General features: G+C 67.8%; 18 protein-coding genes. 7 read left to right on the top strand and 11 right to left on the bottom strand.

Going from position 1 to position 18,376, the window contains the following annotated elements:
* The 7 genes from SKC42_RS01460 to SKC42_RS01430 all read right to left on the bottom strand — a co-directional run bounded on the left by SKC42_RS01460 (position 1) and on the right by SKC42_RS01430 (position 6,714).
* A complete protein-coding gene (locus SKC42_RS01460; protein ID WP_330962534.1) occupies positions 1 to 1,449 on the bottom strand; it encodes a dihydrolipoyl dehydrogenase family protein in 1,449 nt (482 codons plus the stop codon).
* A 13-nt stretch (positions 1,450 to 1,462) separates the two neighbouring features.
* A complete protein-coding gene (locus tag SKC42_RS01455) occupies positions 1,463 to 2,170 on the bottom strand; it encodes a haloacid dehalogenase type II (RefSeq protein WP_330962533.1) in 708 nt (235 codons plus the stop codon).
* 88 nt (positions 2,171 to 2,258) lie between these two features.
* Positions 2,259 to 3,140, bottom strand: coding sequence for a DUF427 domain-containing protein (locus tag SKC42_RS01450; RefSeq protein WP_330962532.1), 882 nt, complete (start codon positions 3,138 to 3,140; stop codon positions 2,259 to 2,261).
* 50 nt (positions 3,141 to 3,190) lie between these two features.
* Positions 3,191 to 4,240 carry a zinc-binding dehydrogenase gene (locus tag SKC42_RS01445; protein ID WP_330962531.1) on the bottom strand — a complete coding sequence of 350 codons (1,050 nt, stop codon included), beginning with the start codon at positions 4,238 to 4,240 and terminating at the stop codon, positions 3,191 to 3,193.
* 147 nt (positions 4,241 to 4,387) lie between these two features.
* Positions 4,388 to 5,050, bottom strand: a complete 663-nt coding sequence (locus tag SKC42_RS01440; RefSeq protein WP_330962530.1) for a TetR/AcrR family transcriptional regulator — start codon at positions 5,048 to 5,050, stop codon at positions 4,388 to 4,390.
* A gap of 18 nt (positions 5,051 to 5,068) precedes the next feature.
* On the bottom strand, positions 5,069 to 5,764 hold the full coding sequence (locus SKC42_RS01435; protein WP_330962529.1) for a TetR/AcrR family transcriptional regulator: 696 nt from the start codon (positions 5,762 to 5,764) through the stop codon (positions 5,069 to 5,071).
* Between the two features lie 71 nt (positions 5,765 to 5,835).
* Positions 5,836 to 6,714 (bottom strand): alpha/beta fold hydrolase, encoded by an 879-nt coding sequence (locus SKC42_RS01430; protein ID WP_330962528.1) that lies wholly within the window; start codon positions 6,712 to 6,714, stop codon positions 5,836 to 5,838.
* Between the two features lie 148 nt (positions 6,715 to 6,862).
* Between SKC42_RS01430 and SKC42_RS01425 the strand changes: the two genes are divergently transcribed.
* Positions 6,863 to 7,687, top strand: coding sequence for an SDR family oxidoreductase (locus tag SKC42_RS01425; protein WP_330962527.1), 825 nt, complete (start codon positions 6,863 to 6,865; stop codon positions 7,685 to 7,687).
* A gap of 33 nt (positions 7,688 to 7,720) precedes the next feature.
* On the opposite strand, the gene SKC42_RS01420 is transcribed toward SKC42_RS01425, so the two are convergent.
* From SKC42_RS01420 to SKC42_RS01410, 3 genes are all read right to left on the bottom strand, one after another.
* The gene (locus tag SKC42_RS01420) at positions 7,721 to 8,464 is read right to left on the bottom strand and encodes an SDR family NAD(P)-dependent oxidoreductase (protein ID WP_330962526.1); all 744 of its coding nucleotides are present in this window, start codon (positions 8,462 to 8,464) and stop codon (positions 7,721 to 7,723) included.
* Between the two features lie 66 nt (positions 8,465 to 8,530).
* Entirely contained in the window at positions 8,531 to 9,331 is an 801-nt protein-coding gene (locus tag SKC42_RS01415) for a family 1 encapsulin nanocompartment shell protein (protein ID WP_330962525.1), read from the bottom strand.
* Positions 9,328 to 10,344, bottom strand: coding sequence for a Dyp-type peroxidase (locus tag SKC42_RS01410; RefSeq protein ID WP_330962524.1), 1,017 nt, complete (start codon positions 10,342 to 10,344; stop codon positions 9,328 to 9,330). The genes SKC42_RS01415 and SKC42_RS01410 overlap by 4 nt, the downstream gene beginning before the upstream one ends.
* A gap of 118 nt (positions 10,345 to 10,462) precedes the next feature.
* On the opposite strand from SKC42_RS01410, the gene SKC42_RS01405 reads away from it, so the two are divergent.
* Genes SKC42_RS01405 through SKC42_RS01390 form a run of 4 tightly spaced genes read left to right on the top strand, consistent with a single transcriptional unit; the run spans position 10,463 to position 15,067 of the window.
* Positions 10,463 to 11,722: a M18 family aminopeptidase gene (locus tag SKC42_RS01405; RefSeq protein WP_330962645.1), complete on the top strand. Its 1,260-nt coding sequence runs from the start codon at positions 10,463 to 10,465 to the stop codon at positions 11,720 to 11,722.
* Positions 11,723 to 11,732: 10 nt separating this feature from the next.
* Positions 11,733 to 12,080 carry a VOC family protein gene (locus tag SKC42_RS01400; protein ID WP_330962523.1) on the top strand — a complete coding sequence of 116 codons (348 nt, stop codon included), beginning with the start codon at positions 11,733 to 11,735 and terminating at the stop codon, positions 12,078 to 12,080.
* Positions 12,081 to 12,140: 60 nt separating this feature from the next.
* Positions 12,141 to 14,450: a phosphoribosylformylglycinamidine synthase subunit PurL gene (gene purL, locus SKC42_RS01395; RefSeq protein ID WP_330962522.1), complete on the top strand. Its 2,310-nt coding sequence runs from the start codon at positions 12,141 to 12,143 to the stop codon at positions 14,448 to 14,450.
* Positions 14,447 to 15,067: an Rv0804 family intramembrane glutamic endopeptidase gene (locus tag SKC42_RS01390; protein ID WP_330962644.1), complete on the top strand. Its 621-nt coding sequence runs from the start codon at positions 14,447 to 14,449 to the stop codon at positions 15,065 to 15,067. Before purL ends, SKC42_RS01390 begins: the two co-directional genes overlap by 4 nt.
* Before the next feature lie 12 nt (positions 15,068 to 15,079).
* Here SKC42_RS01390 and SKC42_RS01385 read toward each other — a convergent pair whose 3' ends face one another.
* Positions 15,080 to 16,294, bottom strand: a complete 1,215-nt coding sequence (locus SKC42_RS01385) for an MCE family protein (RefSeq protein ID WP_330962521.1) — start codon at positions 16,292 to 16,294, stop codon at positions 15,080 to 15,082.
* A 19-nt stretch (positions 16,295 to 16,313) separates the two neighbouring features.
* On the opposite strand from SKC42_RS01385, the gene SKC42_RS01380 reads away from it, so the two are divergent.
* Together SKC42_RS01380 and purF are read left to right on the top strand one after the other, a co-directional pair.
* Positions 16,314 to 16,703, top strand: coding sequence for a sterol carrier family protein (locus tag SKC42_RS01380; RefSeq protein ID WP_330962520.1), 390 nt, complete (start codon positions 16,314 to 16,316; stop codon positions 16,701 to 16,703).
* Between the two features lie 137 nt (positions 16,704 to 16,840).
* Entirely contained in the window at positions 16,841 to 18,376 is a 1,536-nt protein-coding gene (purF, locus tag SKC42_RS01375; RefSeq protein ID WP_330962519.1) for an amidophosphoribosyltransferase, read from the top strand.

Raw genomic sequence — 18,376 nt, 5'->3', positions numbered from 1 at the left:
TCAATTATCGCCCGGCGCGTCCCGGTAGGCCTCGAGCAGCCTCAGCCACAGCTCGCTGATCGTCGGGAAGCAGGGTACGGCGTGCCAGAGCCGGTTGACGGGAACCTGGCCCGCGACGGCGATCGTGGCCGAGTGCAGCAGCTCGGTGACACCCGGACCGACCATGGTCACGCCGACTAGGCAGCCCCGGTCTAGGTCGACGACCATCCGGGCCCGTCCGGTGTACCCGTCGGCGTAGAGCTTGGCGCCCATGACGACGTCGCCGATCTCGATATCCACCACACGTACACGCAGGCCGGCGCGCTCGGCCTGCTCCGCCGTCATGCCTACCGCGGCGGCCTCCGGGTCGGTGAAGAACGCCTGCGGCACCGCCAAATGATCGGCGGTCGTCGCATGCGCGCCCCACGGGGAGGTGTCCAGCGGGACGCCCGCCGCCCGTGCCCCGATGGCCGCGCCCGCGATACGCCCCTGATACTTCCCCTGATGGGTAAGCAGCGCTCGGTGGTTGACGTCGCCCGCGGCATAGAGCCAGCCCTCCCCGACAGCCCGCACCCGGCACGTGTCGTCGACGCCGAGCCAGCTGCCCGGGGTCAACCCGATCGAGTCCAGGCCGATGTCATCGGTGAGCGGTGCCCGGCCCGTCGCGAAGAGCACCTCGTCGACGTGCAGCTCGGCGCCGTCGTTCAGTTCGAGGGTCACCGGTCCGCCCGCCGGCCGGCGCAGCGCGCGGACCGCCGCCCCCACGCGCACGTCCACGCCCGCTTCGACGAGGCCGCGGCTGATCAGCTCACCCACGAACGGCTCCATGCGTGGCAGCAGGCCCGACCTCCTGACCAGCAGGGTCACCTGTGAGCCCAGTCCCCGCCACGCGAAGGCCATTTCGACGCCGACACCGCCGCCGCCGACGACCGCGAGCCGCCCGGGTACGTCGCTGCTGTCGGTTGCCTGGCGGTTGGTCCACGGGTTGACCTCGCGGATTCCGGGTAGGTCGGGCTGGGACGGCCGACTGCCCGTGCAGATGACGACGGCGTGGCGCGCGGTCAGCGTCACCCGGTCGTCGCCGGGCGCCGTGACGGCGACCCGCCGCGGGCCGTCCAACCGCCCGTGGCCGCGCACCAGCGTCGCGCCGATTCCGCGCACCCAGTCGGCCTGGCTGCTGTCGTCCCAGTCGGTGACGTAACGGTTGCGACGGGTGAAAACACCGGCCGGGCTGAGGGATCCGGTTACCGCCTCGCGGGCGCCGTCGATTCGGCGGGCGTCCGACAGCGCGATCACCGGGCGCAGCAGCGCCTTGCTGGGCACGCAGGCCCAGTAGGAACATTCGCCGCCCACGAGCTCACGCTCCACCACGGCAACGGCGAGGCCTGCGGCACGAGCACGTTCGGCGGTGGTCTGGCCGATTGGTCCCGCCCCGATCACCACGACGTCGAAGGCGTTGTCTGCGGACATTTCATCCTTCCGGTCAGCGACGGGTACCGATAAGTCGTTCGGCCAGCTGCCGCAGGTCGCTCACGACGAGGTCTGGCTGCGGCAGGCCGTGCACCGGCAGCGGGGGATTGCCTGGGCGGGTGATCAGGGCGGCGCTGAATCCGACGTTCTGCGCGCCCAGCGTGTCCCACACGTGCGCGGCCACCATCATGCATTCCTGCGGCTCGGCGCCGATCTGCTCGCACGCGTGTCGGTAAACCGCCGGTGAGGGTTTGAAGGCCTGGCAGGAGTCCACGGTCAACTGGTGTTCGAAGAATTCACCCAGTCCGGAGTGCTGCAGCGCCGTCGGACCGTCCGGGTTGGGGGGTGAGTTGGTCAGCGTTGCTAGACGAAAACCGTTGTCGCGCAGCTTGACAAGCGCATCTGCTGCGTCGTGGTGTGCCGGCATGATGAGCAAGCCCCTCCTCAGGCGCTCCAGGTCGTCGTCGGTGACGCTCACCCGGTAGATGTCGCCCAACATGCGCAGCACGCCCTGCGCAAGGGTCGAGAAGGTGACGTAACTGTCCGCCAGGGTGATGGTCATCGAATACATGACGAGCTGAGCGAACCATTCACGCAGCACTCGTTCATTGCCGAACAAGTCACCGAATAGCGGTGCCAGCGAATCGATGTCGAGCAGGGTTTCGTTGACGTCGAAGACGAGTACGGAAGGTGCGTGGTAGGGCGGAGTAGGGGTCGACATGATCAGCGGTCAGTAACCTTTCGATCGGGAGTGTCCGGGCGCAGGTACCCGACCCGATCCAGGCAGATCAGCACCACGGATGCCGTCCTCATCGCCTACTCCCTGCGGGAGGTCTGCCCACGATCTCGTCGGTGTCGAGCCCGCGGTCGACGCCATGGGGCAGAACGGTTTGCCCGGGTTCGAGTTGCAGCTGCCTGCCGTCGAGATAGACGGCGATCTTGTCGGGTTCGAAGGACACCAGGTTGGTCACCCGTCCAACCTCTGGCCATGCGTTGACATAGGACCAGGCGGCGCGCTTCCGGTCGCCGACGTCGTAGTAAGAGCATATTCCCTTGTAAGGGCAAAATGTTTGCAGCTCAACGAGATCGAGAGCGGTCACGTCGACGTCTTCGCGCGGGACGTACCAGCGCGGGGCGAAACCGGATTCGTACAGCGCCAGCGGACGGTCGGTGTCGGCGATCACCCGCTCGCCGTCGCGGACAGCCAAGTGTCTTGACGTAGAACGGATGTCGATGCGGTGATAGGCGTCGGCGGCGTGCCCCATGATGCGTTCGTCCTCTTCGTAGAAGGCGTCCATGGCGCGCCAGGCAAATGCCACCCGGCCGTGCAATGCCGCCGCATGCTCGGGCACACTCGGATGCGACCAGGCGCCGTGGCCGGCCTCGTGTTCCGAAACCCGGACGGTGAACCACTGTGTTTCGCCGAGATCGGTGTGCCGGGTCGCCCGCTCCTCTGGGATCAGGATCTCCTCTTCGACGTCACCGCGCGGAAAGTAGGCAACCGGGTAGCGGCCGGGTTCGTGTAAGAGGAGGACGTCTTCGCTGTCCGCGATCCAGTGGTCGGCGAAACGCACCCGCATGCGGCGGCGCAGCGGCTCTGCGAACAGCAGCCGGTGCGGGAGCGGCCGTTCGGTGAGGAAGTGTCCGACCGACCCGGTCGCCAAGGGTCCTTGTTGCCACGCCAAGCCCATCGCCGCGCCCCTCCCTTATCGAATCATGTTGCGGGATCGTTGATCTCTTCTCACTCCAACACGACGACCATCTTGCCGCCCGCTTCACCCGCCTCCATGACTCGGTGTGCCTCCCGGATCTGGTCGAACGAGAAGACGCGCGACGGTTTGGCGTCGAGCGTGCCGTCGGCGACCTGCCGGGCGATGTCGTGTAGCCGAACATCGGCAAGCGGGAAACCCGGCGTCCCGAACACGAAGCTGCCGAAGAAGTTCAAGTTCACCCCGCTGGCCATGCGCAGCAGCGGGTTGAAATCCGCTATGGGGTCGAGCCCACCGAGCCACCCCGCCAGGCATGCCGTGCCGCCACGGCGCAGCATGTCCAGTGAATCGAGGATGGTGCTGTTGCCCACCAGGTCGAGGACGGCGTCGAGTTCTCCGGATTCGGCGAGGTGCGCGGCCAGGTCGGGCCGTTCCAACTCAACCCGGAATGCACCGAGCTCTTCGAGCATCGTGATGCGCCGGTTGCTGCGCGTGGTGGTGATGACGCGCGCGCCCGCTGCTGCCGCCATCTTGAGCGCCGCCTGGCCGAACGATGATGTTGCCCCGCGGATCAGCAGCGTCTGTCCCGCTTTCAGGCCGAGGTTGCGGAACAGGCATGTCCAGGCCACCGAGTAGGTTTCGGGCAGCGCGGCCAGGACCGACCACGGCAGATCGGACTCCAAGGGCGCGACGTTGGTCGCGCGCACGCGCGTGTATTCGGCGTAACTGCCGTTGATGGTTCGCCCCAGGCCACCCATCAGCGCCGCTACCTTGGCACCGACGGGAAATTCGCCGCCGGGGCACGAGTCGACGATGCCGACGCATTCGATGCCGCTGACTTCGGCCGCCTCGGCCCACTCCCCCCGGCGCATGTGGATCTCGGCGTGGTTGATGCCGAATCCCTTCACTTCGAGCACGACCTCGCCGGGCTTGGGCAGAGGTTTGGGGATGTCGGTGTAGACCAGGTTTTCGAGTCCACCGAAGCCCTGCAGGATGATCGCCCGCATCGTTTCCCCGCCGGGCTGTTCGCGGACCACCGCCGGCGCCGCCGACGGCGCGGTGATTGGGCTCGGGGTCGACATGGCCCTGCATCTCCTTAAAACGTTGGTACGACGTGGTATTGGTCTTGTGGAAGAAGTCAGTGAGGCCCGAGGGCGTCCCGCGCGTAGAATTGGGCCATCTAACCCATTATGGGCCGCTGGGTCCGGGCATGTCCAGAGTCGCGTGAATCAGGATTGAGGACCTCGGCGCGGTCGAGTCGTTCGGCGGCCGCTCGATGTGCGAAGGGCGAAGGATCGCACGTAGTCAACCGCGGCACTGACGGCCACCCGCATGGGTTCCGAGTCGTCGGTGGCATGGGTCAGCATGGCGCCGCCCTGATGAGCCACGACCAATGACACGGCGAGGTGTCGCGGGTCGGCGTCCGGGCGCAGCTCTCCGCGGTCACGCATGGCCGTCAGGCCGGCCGAAAACAGCGTGATCCACTCGTCGTATCCCGCTGAAAGTGCTTCGTGCAAAATGTCGTCCGCCTCGATCAACTCACCGGCGAGGGAGCCGTAAACACAGCCGCCTACGCGGTAGACGGAATCTATGTCGGCAACGCACGCGTCGGCCCACGCCTGCAGGGCGGCCAAACTGTCGAGGGCGTGCAGATCTGGCCGGGTGTGAAACGTTCGGACATCCCGTCGGCGTGCGGCGACGACCTGGCGGGTCAATTCGCGCTTGTCGCGAAAGTAGTGTGAGATCTGCGATCCGCTCACCCGCGCCGCCCGCCGCACCTGATCGATGCTGGTGTCGGCGACCCCGCGGGCGAACATCAGCCGGGCGGCGGCGTCGACGATGCGCGCCCGCGTCGCCATGCCTTTCCTAGTGAGCCGCAATTCGTCAGACACATTGCCTCCGCCGGCCCGTCAACCTGCCTGCCTCGCCGGGCGCCGCGCGCGGGGGCGCCTGGCGGGGCGCGGTCTTCGTTCGTTGGGATCGGCGGCGAACAATCTCAGATAGTTGACCGCGAACCGAACAGCGTCCGCGTGGGGCCACTCTGCCCGGTAGGTGAAAGCCAGAGTGCCGCCACCCTGATGGGCGCTCACGATTACCAACGCCAGCCGCCGTGGGTCGGCGTCCTTGATCAGTAAACCGTGATCTCTCATCCGTGTGATCGACTGTTCGAGCAGGTCGATCCACTGCCGGTACCCCTCGGCCAGCGTGGCGCGCGTGGTGTCTTCGGACTTCACCAGCTGCGCGGCGAGAGCGTGGAAGGTGGGCGTGCCGACGTATCCGATGCGCCGCAGGTAGCGCATGTTGAGATCGATCCACCGCTCGAAGTCGTCGAACGACTCCAGGCCACCGAGGCGGGGCTGCCGGTGGAAATCAAGCACCACACCGATCTGACGCTTGATGACCGCGCGGATCAACGCGCCCTTGTCCGCGAAGTAATGGGCGAGCTGAGAGCCGCTGACCGACGCGGCCTTGCGCACGTTCTCCATGCTGGCCAGCGACAGGCCCTCGTTGACGATCAGCTGGGCGGCCGCCCGCACGATCCGATCCCGGGTGGCGCGCCCTTTGGCGGTCAACCGTTGTTCGTCGCGAACGTCCGGGTCGGCCATCGCGTCAGGCTAACTCTCGCGGCACCCCTGTTATGGGATATCCAGCCCATCGGGCGCGCCGGCCGATCCGCCTAGGTGGCGCCGGTCGGGAGCCGCCTGGTGAGAAAGTCGCGGACCAGCCCGGTGACATCGGCCAGGGCGGACTCGAGGAGGAAGTGCCCGCCGTCGAGCAAATGGATCTCGGCATCGGGAAGGTCGTCGGCGAACGCCTCGGCACCTGCCGGACCGAAGATCTCGTCACCGCGACCCCATACTGCTAGCAACGGCACCCCGGTGGCGCGGAAATACTCGTGCAGGCGCGGATAGAGCGGCGCGTTGGTTGCATAGTCACTGAGCAGTTTGAGCTGGACCAGGTCGTTGCCGGGACGCGAGATCAAGGCAAAGTCATGATGCCAGCACTCGGGGTCGACCAGCGTCTCGTCGGCGACGCCGGTGAGGTACTGCCAACGGGTTGCCTCCAGCGTGAAGAACTGCCGCACCGCACTTTCGGTGTCGACGGTCGGCTCATCCTGGTAAGCCCGGACAATCTTCCAGAAGGCGTCGACGAACCCGGCGTCGTATCCATTCCCGTTCTGCGTGATGATCGCCGTGATTGTGGCCGGCCGGCGCAGCGTCAGCCGCCACCCGATGGGGGCGCCGTAGTCCTGCACGTACACCGCGTAGCGGTCGACCCCGAGGGCCTGCAGCAGTCGCTCGGTCAGGTCGGTCAGCGCGTCGAAGGTGTAGTCGAACTCCGCGGTCGGCGGGGCGTCCGAAAGCCCGAAGCCCAGATGGTCGGGCGCGATCACGTGGTAGCGGTCCGCGAGCGCGGGGATCAGGTTTCGGAACATGTACGAGCTCGTGGGAAACCCGTGCAACAACACCAGTGTGGCGGAGTCGGCGGGGCCCGCCTCGCGGTAGAAGAGCCGATGCCCGTCGATGGTGACGTAGCGATGGTGGACAGCCGGCATAGCATCCTCCTGGCCGAAGCGATCGGCAGCTGAGCGCCACGCACAGTTTGGCGAACGTTCACCAAACCGGCGAGACTCCTCATCGACTTTGGGTCGTATAACCCAGTATGCACCAGAACGGGCGTTCCGCAACAGCCTTCAGGCTCGGATGCCGACTCGAAAGGTGGGCAAGCCAGGCGTTGGCACACTCAGGCGGGGTGGGCATATTGTGGGCTGTATGTCCCATTTTGAGGGACTCGGGAGGAGCGGCCAAGCGATGGGTGGCACATTGCGGGACTCGACCGTCGTGGTCGTCGGACGCGGCAGCGGAATAGCGCGAGCTATCGCCCGGCTGGCGCATTCCGGGGGCGCGCGAGTTATCGCGGCCGGCCGGAACCAAACCCAACTTGCCGATGTCTACAAAGGCACCGGGATCACCACCGAGGTCGTGGACATCACCGACGACGAGTCGATCGCCGCCCTCGCCGGCCGGGTCGGGGCTGTGGACCATGTGGTGTCCACCGCTTCGGCTCGCGCCCGCGGGAGCCTGCGCGACCTGGAACGCCGGAACTTGCAGCTGTCGTTCGACACCAAGGTCATCGGTCCGACGATGTTGACCAAATATCTTGCGCCGCAGATGAACCCGGGAGGCTCGTTCGTGCTTTTCTCAGGTGTTCACGCCTTCAAGCTCAATCCCGGCTATCTGGGGGTGGGTATCACCAACGGTGCCGTGGATTTCCTCGCCCGCTGGCTGGCCGTCGAACTGGCCCCGATACGCGTCAACGCAATATCGCCCGGAGTGATCGATACCGGCGCCTGGGACTCGCTTGGGGGCGAGGGCAAGCGCGATTACTTCGCACACATCGCCGACCACAACCCGGTGGGGCGAATCGGAACCGCGGACGACGTCGCACGAACCGCGCTGTTCGCGATGACAAGCACATTCATGACCGGCATGACCTTGAAAGTGGATGGGGGAGAGCCGCTGGTCTAAGCGTCCGGGCGGTCACCCGGGGAAACCGTTGCGCTAAGGGGCAAGTGCGCGCTGACCGCCGGTAGCGTGCAGAATTTCGCCGTTGATGTAACTCGCCTCCGGGGAGGCGAGGAAGACAACCGCACTAGCGATCTCGCGTGCCTCGGCCGCCCTGCCCAGCGTGGTGGTTGCCTCCCCGAGGCCCTCGACGAGGCCGGGGGTGACGGCGGTGCCGGGCGTTTCGGTCGGACCGGGGGCCAGTGCGTTCACCCGCACGCCCGACCGGCCGAATTCATCCGCCCATACGCGCGTCAGCTGCTCGAGCCCGGCTTTCGTTGCCCCGTAGATCCCGGCTTCACGAGCTGGCGTCGAAGCCGCGACGGTGCTTAGGTTGACGACCGCCCCGTGACCACGCGTAGCCATGGCCGGAGCCAATTGCTGAACTAGGATGTAGGGCGCCCGCAGGTTGACGTTCACATGTTCGTCGAAAGCCTTGTCGTCGGTTTCAACGGTGCCGCCGAATCTGTAGATGCCGGCGTTGTTGATCAGCAGGTCCACCGGTCCCGCCTCGGCGGCCAACCGGCGGACATCGTCGGCGTCATTGAGGTCCGCGGCGACGAATCGCGCTTCGCCGCCTGCTTTTTTGATGTCGTTGACCGTCTCGGCTCCACGGTCGGCGCTGCGGCCATGCACCACCACCTGGACGCCCCGGCGGGCGAGCTGAAGCGCGATTTCGCGGCCGATTCCCGACGTCGCCCCGGTCACCAAAGCGGTGGAGCCGGACAATGTTGCTGCCATCGAATCCTGCCTTCAGGAGTAGTTGAGTAACTCCCCTCGTAAGCGGTGGGCGGCCGGCGATTATTCCTACGGGGCCAGGCAGACCGACGCCTCGGCGGTGTAACACAGGAACGTCAGCGTCTCCTGGAGATACAGCTGCACCGTGTCGGCATCGTGGTTGAGGTAGCCGATGGCGACGTCCGTGCCCAGCTGCAGGTCGAAGTCGCCGCCGCGGGTGGTCAGCACGAAGGCGCCGTCGATGGCGGGCGCCCAGATGATGTCCCCGTCGACCAGTCGGTTCAAGTGCTCGCGGATCGGGTAGCCGTGCGCGGTGGTTTCGCTCACCTTGGTGTAGACGTCGGCGGCCAGCAGCACCGAATAAGGCCCGTCGACACCAGCCAGGCGCAGTCCGGTCAGCGCCTGAGAGATGGCGTCGGGCATGTCACGGGGATCCTCGGGCAGCGTCAGCGCCGGATTGGAGCTGCAGCTCCGGATGCCGTCGATGGACGCGGCGCCGTAACCCTCGAAGATGGTCCGGTCCTCCACGAAGGCGAGTTTCTTCGCCGCGGTCTTGACCGGATCCCAGTCGGAGTCGTTGGCGCCTCGCTCCACGTTGTCGATCTCGGTGCGCGACAGGGTAAACGGAACCCGCAGCCGCACAAGCGGTTTGCTTTCCCGAAGGTGTGCGATCACCCCGTCGGTAGGCGCGGCGACATCTTGCAGGCGGCCCGTGCTGACGGCCGCGGTGACCGGCCCGCCGGGCCCACTGACGTCGACAACACGGCGTCCGGCGATGTGGCGTTTGAACGTCCGCGTCGCCTCCAACTCGATCTCTTCCCACGCGGCGTCGGTGATCGGTGCCAGGTCGCGATACAGGTTGTTTTTCATTGGGCGGTTCCTTTCAGGCTGCCGATCGACAGTGAGCCTTCAACAGAAGTGGGTGCGGCCGTTACTTCCTTGGCCGCACCGGGCAAGGGAGGCGGATCATCGAGAAAGTCGACGGTGGGGGAGAAGAACAGCCCACCGGTGACCGCCGTGGAAAAGTCCAGGATGCGGTCGGTGTTGCCCGGAGGATCGCCGAAGAACATGTTCTCCAGCATTCGTTCGGTGACCTGCGGTGTCCGCGAGTAGCCGATGAAGTACGTCCCGTACTCGCTCTTGCCGAGCTCGCCGAACGGCATGTTGTGCCGCACGATCTTGAGCTCGGTGCCGTCGTCGTCGGTGATGACGTTCAGCGCGATATGGGAGTTCGCGGGCTTCTCGTCCTCACCGAGTTCGAGGCTTTCCAGTTTGGTCCGGCCGATCACCAGCTCCTGTTCGGTGACCGACAGCGCATTCCAGGACGACACGTTGTGCACGTACTTCTGCACGTGGACGTAGCAGGAGCCGGCGAAGTCGGGATCCTCGTCGCCGATCCGGGTGGCGCTGAGCGCGACTGCGCCGTCGGGGTTTTCGGTGCCGTCCACGAACCCCAACAGATCGCGGTTGTCGAAGTATCGGAAGCCGTGCACCTCGTCGACGACGGTGACCGCGCCTTCCATTGACCGCAGGATCCGGTCGGCGAGCTCGAAGCAGACGTCGAGGCTCTCGGCGCGGACGTGGAACAACAGGTCCCCGGGCGTGGCGGGCGCGTGGTGCCGCGGGCCGTTGAGCTCGACGAACCGGTGTAGCTCCTTGGGGCGTGGGCCGGAGAACAGCCGGTCCCAGGCGTCGGACCCGATCGAGGCGATCGCCGACAGGCGTTTCGGCGGCTCGCGGAACCCGATCGCGCGCACCAGCCCGGAAATGCCAGGCAGCGCGTCATGGACGGTCTCCTCCCCGCCGCCGTCGATCATGACCACGAGGAATATCGCGGCGGGCGTCAACGGCTCGAGGATGGGTTGCGGCTGGACCGGAGGCACTCTGCTGACCCTAGCGTGGCTGCCGTGGCGACGGCGAGCGCCGGAGGCGGCGCGAGTGAGGAGCCGCGCGATGTGGCTGCCGTGGCGACGGCGAGCGCCGGACGCGATGATGGTGGGCATGTCGGCCAGCGCCGCAGGTCTCTGCGATTTCATCGACGCGTCCCCGTCCCCGTACCACGCCTGCGCGACGGTGGCCGCCCGATTGGGCGCCGCCGGCTACGTCGAACTCGACGAGGCGGACCGTTGGCCGGAGCGACCCGGCCGCTATTTCGTCGTCCGGTCCGGTTCGCTGATCGCCTGGAATTCCGGCGGGCCCGACGGACCGTTCCGGATCATCGGGGCGCACACCGACAGCCCCAACCTGCGGGTCAAGCAGCACCCGGACCGGGTGGTCGCGGGCTGGCGGGTGGTGGCGCTCGAGCCGTATGGCGGAGCGTGGCTCAACTCCTGGCTGGACCGGGACCTCGGGATCAGCGGCCGCCTGTCGGTCCGCGAAGGCGCGGGCCTCGCTCACCGACTGGTGCGGGTGGATGATCCGATCCTGCGGGTGCCTCAGCTGGCCATCCACCTGGCGGAGGATCGCAGGTCGCTCACGTTGGACCCGCAGCGGCACGTCAACGCGGTCTGGGGCGTTGGTGCCCAAGCCGTTTCGTTCGTCGACTACGTCGCCGAACGCGCGGGGGTGGCACCGGCCGACGTGCTGGCGGCCGACCTCATGACGCACGACCTGACGCCGTCGGCGTTGGTCGGGAGCGACGCCAGCCTGGTGAGCGCCCCCCGGCTGGACAACCAGGCCAGCTGCTACGCCGGCATGGAGGCATTGTTGGCTGCCGAACCGCGGGGCTTCCTGCCGGTGTTGGTCCTCTTCGACCACGAGGAGGTGGGGTCGTCCTCCGACCACGGCGCGCAGTCGAACCTGCTCGGCACGGTGCTGGAGCGCATCGTCCTCGCGGCCGGCGGCAGCCGGGAGGACTACCTGCGCCGCCTGTCGACCTCCCTGCTGGCCTCGGCGGACATGGCGCACGCCACGCACCCGAACTACCCGGAGCGGCACGAGCCCGGCCACCTGATCGAGGTCAATGCCGGGCCGGTACTCAAGGTGCACCCGAACCTCCGGTACGCCACCGACGGGCCCACCGCGGCGGCGTTTGCGCTGGCCTGCAGGCAGGCCGGGGTCGGGTTGCAGCGCTACGAGCATCGCGCCGACCTGCCGTGCGGGTCGACGATCGGTCCGCTGGCCGCCGCGCGCACCGGCATACCCACCGTCGACGTGGGCGCCGCCCAGCTCGCCATGCACTCGGCGCGCGAATTGATGGGCGCGCACGATGTCGCCGCGTACTCGGCGGCGATGGGCGCTTTCCTCGTACCGGCGTCTTAGGGGCGTGGATATGGCGCTCGGCCTGGACATGGTGACCTTCGACTGCCACGACCCCGCGACCCTGGGCGGGTGGTGGGCCGCGCAGTTCGGCGGCACCGCGCACGAGCTGCTGGCCGGGGAGTTCACCACGGTGACACTGCCGGACGGCGTGCGGCTCGGATTTCAAAAAGTACCCGAACCGACTCCCGGGAAGAACCGCGTACACCTCGATTTCGGTGCGGCCGATGTGGATGGCGAAGTGGCAAGGCTCGTGGCGGCCGGTGCGGGAGAAACGGGGCGGCACACGTTTGGCGACAAGATGCGCTGGGTGGTCCTCGCGGACCCCGAGGGCAACGTGTTTTGTGTGGTGGGGCGTTAGCTCGGCGTCCCCGCCAGCGCCCGCCTGCCCCCCGTGCCGCGGCCCCCTAGACTGTGGGGCGTGACTGTCTCCGGGACGAGCGAACGCGCCCAGGCGTTCGACACCGTCGAGTACGCCGCCGCCACCCCCGAACAACCGCAGCCCTACGCCGAGCTCGGACTCAAAGAGGACGAGTACGAGCGGATCCGCGAGATCCTGGGCCGCCGGCCCACGGACACCGAGTTGGCGATGTACTCGGTGATGTGGAGCGAGCACTGCTCCTACAAGTCCTCCAAGGTCCACCTGCGCTACTTCGGCGAGACCACCACCGATGAAATGCGCGCCGGCATGCTGGCGGGCATCGGAGAGAACGCCGGCGTGGTCGACATCGGCGACGGCTGGGCGGTCACCTTCAAGGTGGAATCGCACAACCACCCGTCCTACGTCGAGCCCTACCAGGGCGCCGCCACCGGCGTCGGCGGCATCGTCCGCGACATCATGGCCATGGGCGCGCGGCCCATCGCCGTCATGGACCAGCTGCGGTTCGGGGCGGCCGACGGGCCCGACACCCGTCGTGTGGTCGACGGCGTGGTCCGCGGGATCGGTGGCTACGGGAATTCGCTCGGGCTGCCCAACATCGGCGGCGAGACCGTGTTCGACGCCTGCTACGGCGGCAATCCCCTGGTGAATGCGTTGTGCGTCGGCGTATTACGGCAGGAGGATCTGCATCTGGCTTTCGCCTCGGGCCAGGGCAACAAGATCATTCTTTTCGGTGCGCGGACGGGTCTGGACGGGATCGGCGGGGTCTCGGTGCTGGCGTCCGACACGTTTGATCTTGAAGACGGCGGCGGACCGGCGCGCAAGAAGTTGCCCTCGGTCCAGGTGGGCGACCCCTTCATGGAGAAGGTCCTCATCGAGTGTTGCCTCGAGCTCTACGCCGGGGGTCTGGTGATCGGCATCCAGGATCTCGGCGGTGCCGGATTGGCTTGCGCCACATCTGAACTGGCGTCCGCAGGGGACGGCGGTATGGCGATTCGGCTCGACGCCGTCCCGTTGCGGACGCAGTTCATGGCACCTGCCGAGGTGCTCTGCAGCGAGTCGCAGGAGCGGATGTGCGCGGTGGTATCGCCGGAGAACGTCGATGCGTTCATGGCGGTCTGCCGCAAATGGGACGTGCTGGCCACCGTGATCGGTGAGGTCGCCGAAGGCGATCGGCTCCAAATCACCTGGCACGGCCAGACTGTCGTCGACGTGCCACCGAGGACCGTTGCGCACGAGGGTCCGGTGTACCACCGCCCGGTCGCGCGACCCGAGTCGCAGGACGCCCTGAACGCGGACCGCTCGACCGGGCTGAAGCGGCCGGGTACGGGCGCCGAGCTGCGGGCGACTTTGCTTGCGCTCGTTGGCAGCCCGCACCTGTGCAGCCGCAAGTTCATCACCGAGCAGTACGACCGATACGTCCGCGGTAACACCGTCCTGGCCGAGCACGCCGACGGCGGCGTGCTGCGCATCGACGAGTCCACCGGGCGCGGGATCGCCCTGTCGACCGACGCGTCGGGGCGCTACACCGTGCTCGATCCGTACACCGGCGCCCAGCTCGCGCTGGCAGAGGCGTACCGCAACGTCGCCGTCACCGGTGCCACCCCAGTCGCGGTGACCAACTGCCTCAATTTCGGTTCACCCGAGGACCCCGGCGTGATGTGGCAGTTCGAGCGGGCGGTCCGGGGACTCGCGGATGGCTGTGCCGCCCTTGGGATTCCGGTGACGGGCGGCAATGTCAGCTTCTACAACCAGACTGGGTCGACGGCGATCATGCCGACGCCGGTGGTGGGCGTGCTCGGCGTGATCGACGACGTCACCCGCCGCATCCCCACCGCACTGGGTGGTGAACCCGGAGAGACGCTGATGCTATTGGGCGACACCCGCGACGAGTTCGACGGTTCCATCTGGGCGCAGGTCACCGCCGACCATTTGGGCGGGCTGCCGCCGCGGGTCGACCTGGCGCGAGAGAAGCTCTTGGCCGACGTGCTGACCGCCGCCTCGCGCGACGGCCTGGTATCCGCGGCCCATGACCTGTCGGAAGGTGGGCTGGCCCAGGCCGTCGTCGAATCGGCCCTGGCGGGTGAAACGGGTTGTCGTCTCGTGCTTCCCGAGGGCACCGATCCGTTCGTGATGTTGTTTTCCGAGTCCGCGGGTCGGGTGCTGGTGGCCGTGCCGCGGACCGAGGAAAGCCGATTTCGGTCCATGTGCGAGGCTCGGGGGCTGCCCGCGGCGCGGATCGGTGTGACGGACCAGGATTCGGATGCGATCGAGATGCAGGGGCTGTTCACGGTGCCGCTGGCCGAACTGCGCGAAACGTCGGAGGCGGTGCTGCCGCGATTCTTCGGATAAGGCGGCTGTGGGCGCTGTCGTTGGCAGCCGCCCTGGTCGGCTGGAGTTTCCTGACTCCGCGGCTACCGACCGGGCGGCGGGTGGCGCTGCAGGCGGGTGTCGGCGGGCTGCTGGTGTTGGTGACCCGGGCGGAGCTGGGTCTTCGACCGCCGCGGTTGTGGGCGGGATTGCGGACGGGCTCGGCGGTGGGGGCCGCGGCGGTCGGTGCGGTCGCCGCGACGACGCGACTCGGGCCCGTTCGCGCGTCGATGGCCGCCCGCCCGACACCGCCGTCGGCACCGGGTTGGCTATTGGTGCGGATACCGGTGGGGACCGTGTGGGCCGAGGAGGCCGCGTTCCGCGCGGCGCTCGCCGCCGTCGCCTCCCGATCCTTCGGCGCGGAGGGCGGAAAAGCTTTGCAGGCTCTCTCTTTCGGGCTCTCCCACGTCCCCGACGCCCGTTCGGCGGGGGAGCCGGTGCTGCCCACGGTACTGGTCACCGCGGGCGCGGGCTGGTTCTTCGCTTGGCTGGCCGAGCGTTCCGGCAGCCTCGCCGCGCCGATGTTGGCGCACCTGGCCATCAACGAGTCGGGCGCCGTCGCCGCGCTGCTGGTGCGGCGGAATCGCTGCGCCACATGAGGATTGGTGCCGTCAGGGATTGATGGTGTAGTCACCCACCTGGCGCCCCCACACGTAGTCGACGACCAGCGGTGAACCGAGTTCGAAGTGGTTGTACGGGGCGATGCTGATGCCGGTGTCCATCACCAGCAGCGGCGCCGGCCAAAGTTCCCGTGTGATGGTCTGCCAACATCCCGGTCGCCCACCGGGCCCTCCGTGGGCGTTGGTCCGCGGCAGATTCTCCGGGTAGACGTAGGGATTGGGCGCCCCGGCGATGGCGCCCGACGAGCGTGCTCCCAGCGAGAACCCGTTGTTGCCCAGGTCAGCGGAGATCTTGGGGGCGACGTCGTGAAAGTTGCGGATGGTGCAGAAGATCTCGGGGCTGTACTCGTCGAGAAGTCGGCTGGTGCTGACCAGGTCTGCGGCCCCGCGCGCGAGATAGGGTCCGCCCCGGCCGACCGTTTCCGCGCCGGTGTTGCCCAACCCGGCCGCGGCCAGCAAGGCCCCGTCGAGGTCGCGCTCTTGCCGGTGCAAGGTGCGCGCCGTGGTCACGGCGTTCGCCAGGGCGTCCCAGAGGTCCGGTGCCGCGTCGGCATAGGTGTCCCCCAGGGTGGCGAGCAGTCGGACGTCGCCGCGGAGGCGGGGCAGTCGTGGGTTGACGTCGTCGAGGATCGCGTCGCCGTTGACCAGCGAGGCGCCGAACTCGTCGCCCAGCCCGGCGAGCGCCTGCGCCGCCCCGCTGAGGGTGAGGTTCACCTTGACGGGGTCGACCTTTCCCGTGATCTCGGTCAGCGTTTCGAACAGCGTGTTGAACTCGGTCGTCACCGACGTCGCGTCGATGACCGCGGCGGGCGTGATCGGCTGGGCCGCCGGTTCGCTCGGGGAGGTCAACGCGACGTATTTGTTCCCGAACACGGTGGTGGCCTTGACGGCGGCCGCCACGTTGGCCGGAATCAGGTGGACGTACTTGGGGGTGACGTCCAGGACCAGCTGGGCGGCGGGCTTGCCATCGCGGGTGATCTCCGAGATGGCCGACACCCGGCCGATCTGTACTCCGTTAAAGGTGACCTTCGAGCCGGGGTCCATCACCAGGCCGGCGCGGGCAGCGACCATGGTCAGCTTCGTGCTCGGCGCGAACTCCCCGCGAAACTGGAGATAGAGGACGACCCCGACCAGCCCCGTGATCAGGAGTGTCACGAGGCCGATGGTCTTGTAGTGGGGCGGCGGCCTCGAGCGACGGCGCTCCATGCTTTTGAGACCCTAGGGTATGGCCGCCCGTGACAGAGCCGATCCGGCGAAGACGCGAGAGGCCGTGTTGACTGTCGCGGACTGGTTGCGCGACGGATCCCACCCGGCGCCCGACCGGGGAAGCCTGGCGACCGCGGTGCGCCTGACCGCGCGCACGCTGGCTGCGGAGGCTCCCGGCGCCAGCGTCGAAGTCCGTGTCCCGCCGTTCGTCGCGGTGCAATGCATCGCGGGGCCGCGGCACACCCGCGGCACCCCGCCCAACGTGGTCGAAACCGATCCGCGAACGTGGCTGCTGCTGGTCACCGGGATGTCGTCGGTTGCGGAGGCGAAAACCGCCGGTGCGCTCACCCTTTCGGGCGCGCGGGCCGGTGAGATTGACCACTGGTTGCCACTGTTCGATATCGGCTGAATGTAACCCTGAAGTGCACGTTTAGCCCGGGGCGGGGAATTTTTGCCGCCCAACACGCGCTGTCAGTTGCGCGTGCTGCGCACCGTGCCCGTAGACTCTGTTGCGTCACCAATCGTTCCCCAGGGAGCCGCCGCATCGTGACCGTCTCAGGACCAGAAGCACCCGAGCAGGACCTGAACTCACCCCGTGAAGAATGCGGTGTATTCGGGGTCTGGGCGCCGGGCGAGGAAGTCGCCAAGCTCACTTACTACGGCTTGTACGCGCTGCAGCACCGCGGGCAGGAGGCGGCCGGCATCGCCGTCGCCGACGGATCGCAGGTGCTGGTCTTCAAGGACCTGGGTTTGGTCAGCCAGGTCTTCGATGAGCAGACCCTTGCCGCGATGCACGGCCACGTCGCCATCGGCCACTGCCGCTATTCCACCACGGGCGACACCACCTGGGAGAACGCTCAGCCGGTATTCCGCAACACCGCCGCGGGTACCGGGGTGGCGCTGGGACACAACGGAAATCTCGTCAACACCGCCGAACTCGCGGCCCGCGCGCGTGACGCCGGGCTGATCGCCCGGCGCTGCCCCGCCCCGGCGACGACGGACTCCGACATCCTGGGCGCCCTGCTCGCCCACGGCGCCGCCGACTCCACCCTCGAACAGTCCGCGCTGGAACTGCTACCGACCGTGCGTGGCGCGTTCTGCCTGACCTTCATGGACGAGAACACACTGTATGCCGCACGCGACCCCCATGGCGTGCGGCCACTCTCGCTCGGACGCCTCGACCGCGGGTGGGTGGTCGCCTCGGAGACCGCCGCGCTGGACATCGTCGGCGCGTCCTTCGTCCGCGACATCGAGCCGGGCGAACTGCTGGCGATTGACGCCGACGGTGTGCGCTCCACGCGGTTCGCCAACCCCACGCCCAAGGGCTGCGTCTTCGAGTACGTCTACCTGGCGCGTCCTGACAGCACGATCGCCGGCCGGTCGGTGCACGGCACCCGGGTCGAGATCGGTCGCCGGTTGGCTCGCGAATGCCCCGTCGACGCCGACCTGGTCATCGGGGTGCCGGAATCCGGCACCCCCGCCGCGGTCGGGTACGCGCAGGAGTCCGGAATCCCGTACGGGCAGGGCCTGATGAAGAACGCGTACGTCGGACGCACCTTCATCCAGCCGTCACAGACCATCCGGCAGCTCGGCATCCGGCTCAAGCTCAACCCACTGCGCGAGGTGATCCGAGGTAAGCGGCTCATCGTCGTGGACGACTCGATCGTGCGCGGCAACACCCAGCGTGCGCTGCTGCGGATGCTGCGCGAGGCCGGCGCCGTCGAAGTGCACGTCCGGATCGCCTCGCCGCCGGTGAAATGGCCGTGTTTCTACGGCATCGACTTCCCGTCGCCGGCGGAGCTGATCGCCAACGCCGTCGAAGACAAAGAAGAGATGCTCGAGGCGGTGCGGCACGCCATCGGAGCGGACACCCTGGGTTACATCTCGCTGCGCGGCCTGGTGGCCGCCTCGGAGCAACCCGCGTCACGGCTCTGCGCCGCCTGCTTCGACGGCAGGTACCCGATCGAACTGCCCGGCGAGACCGCGCTGGGCAAAAACGTTGTCGAGCAGATGCTCGCCAACGCCGCCCGGGGCGTCGAGCTCGAGGATCTCGCGCAAGACGAAGTGCCGGTTGTGCACTGA

It is taken from the genome of Mycobacterium sp. 050134, from assembly GCF_036409085.1.
GTDB lineage: Bacteria > Actinomycetota > Actinomycetes > Mycobacteriales > Mycobacteriaceae > Mycobacterium.
Note: the sequence above shows the minus strand (reverse complement) of the source record. Positions and strands in the feature narration are given on the sequence as shown.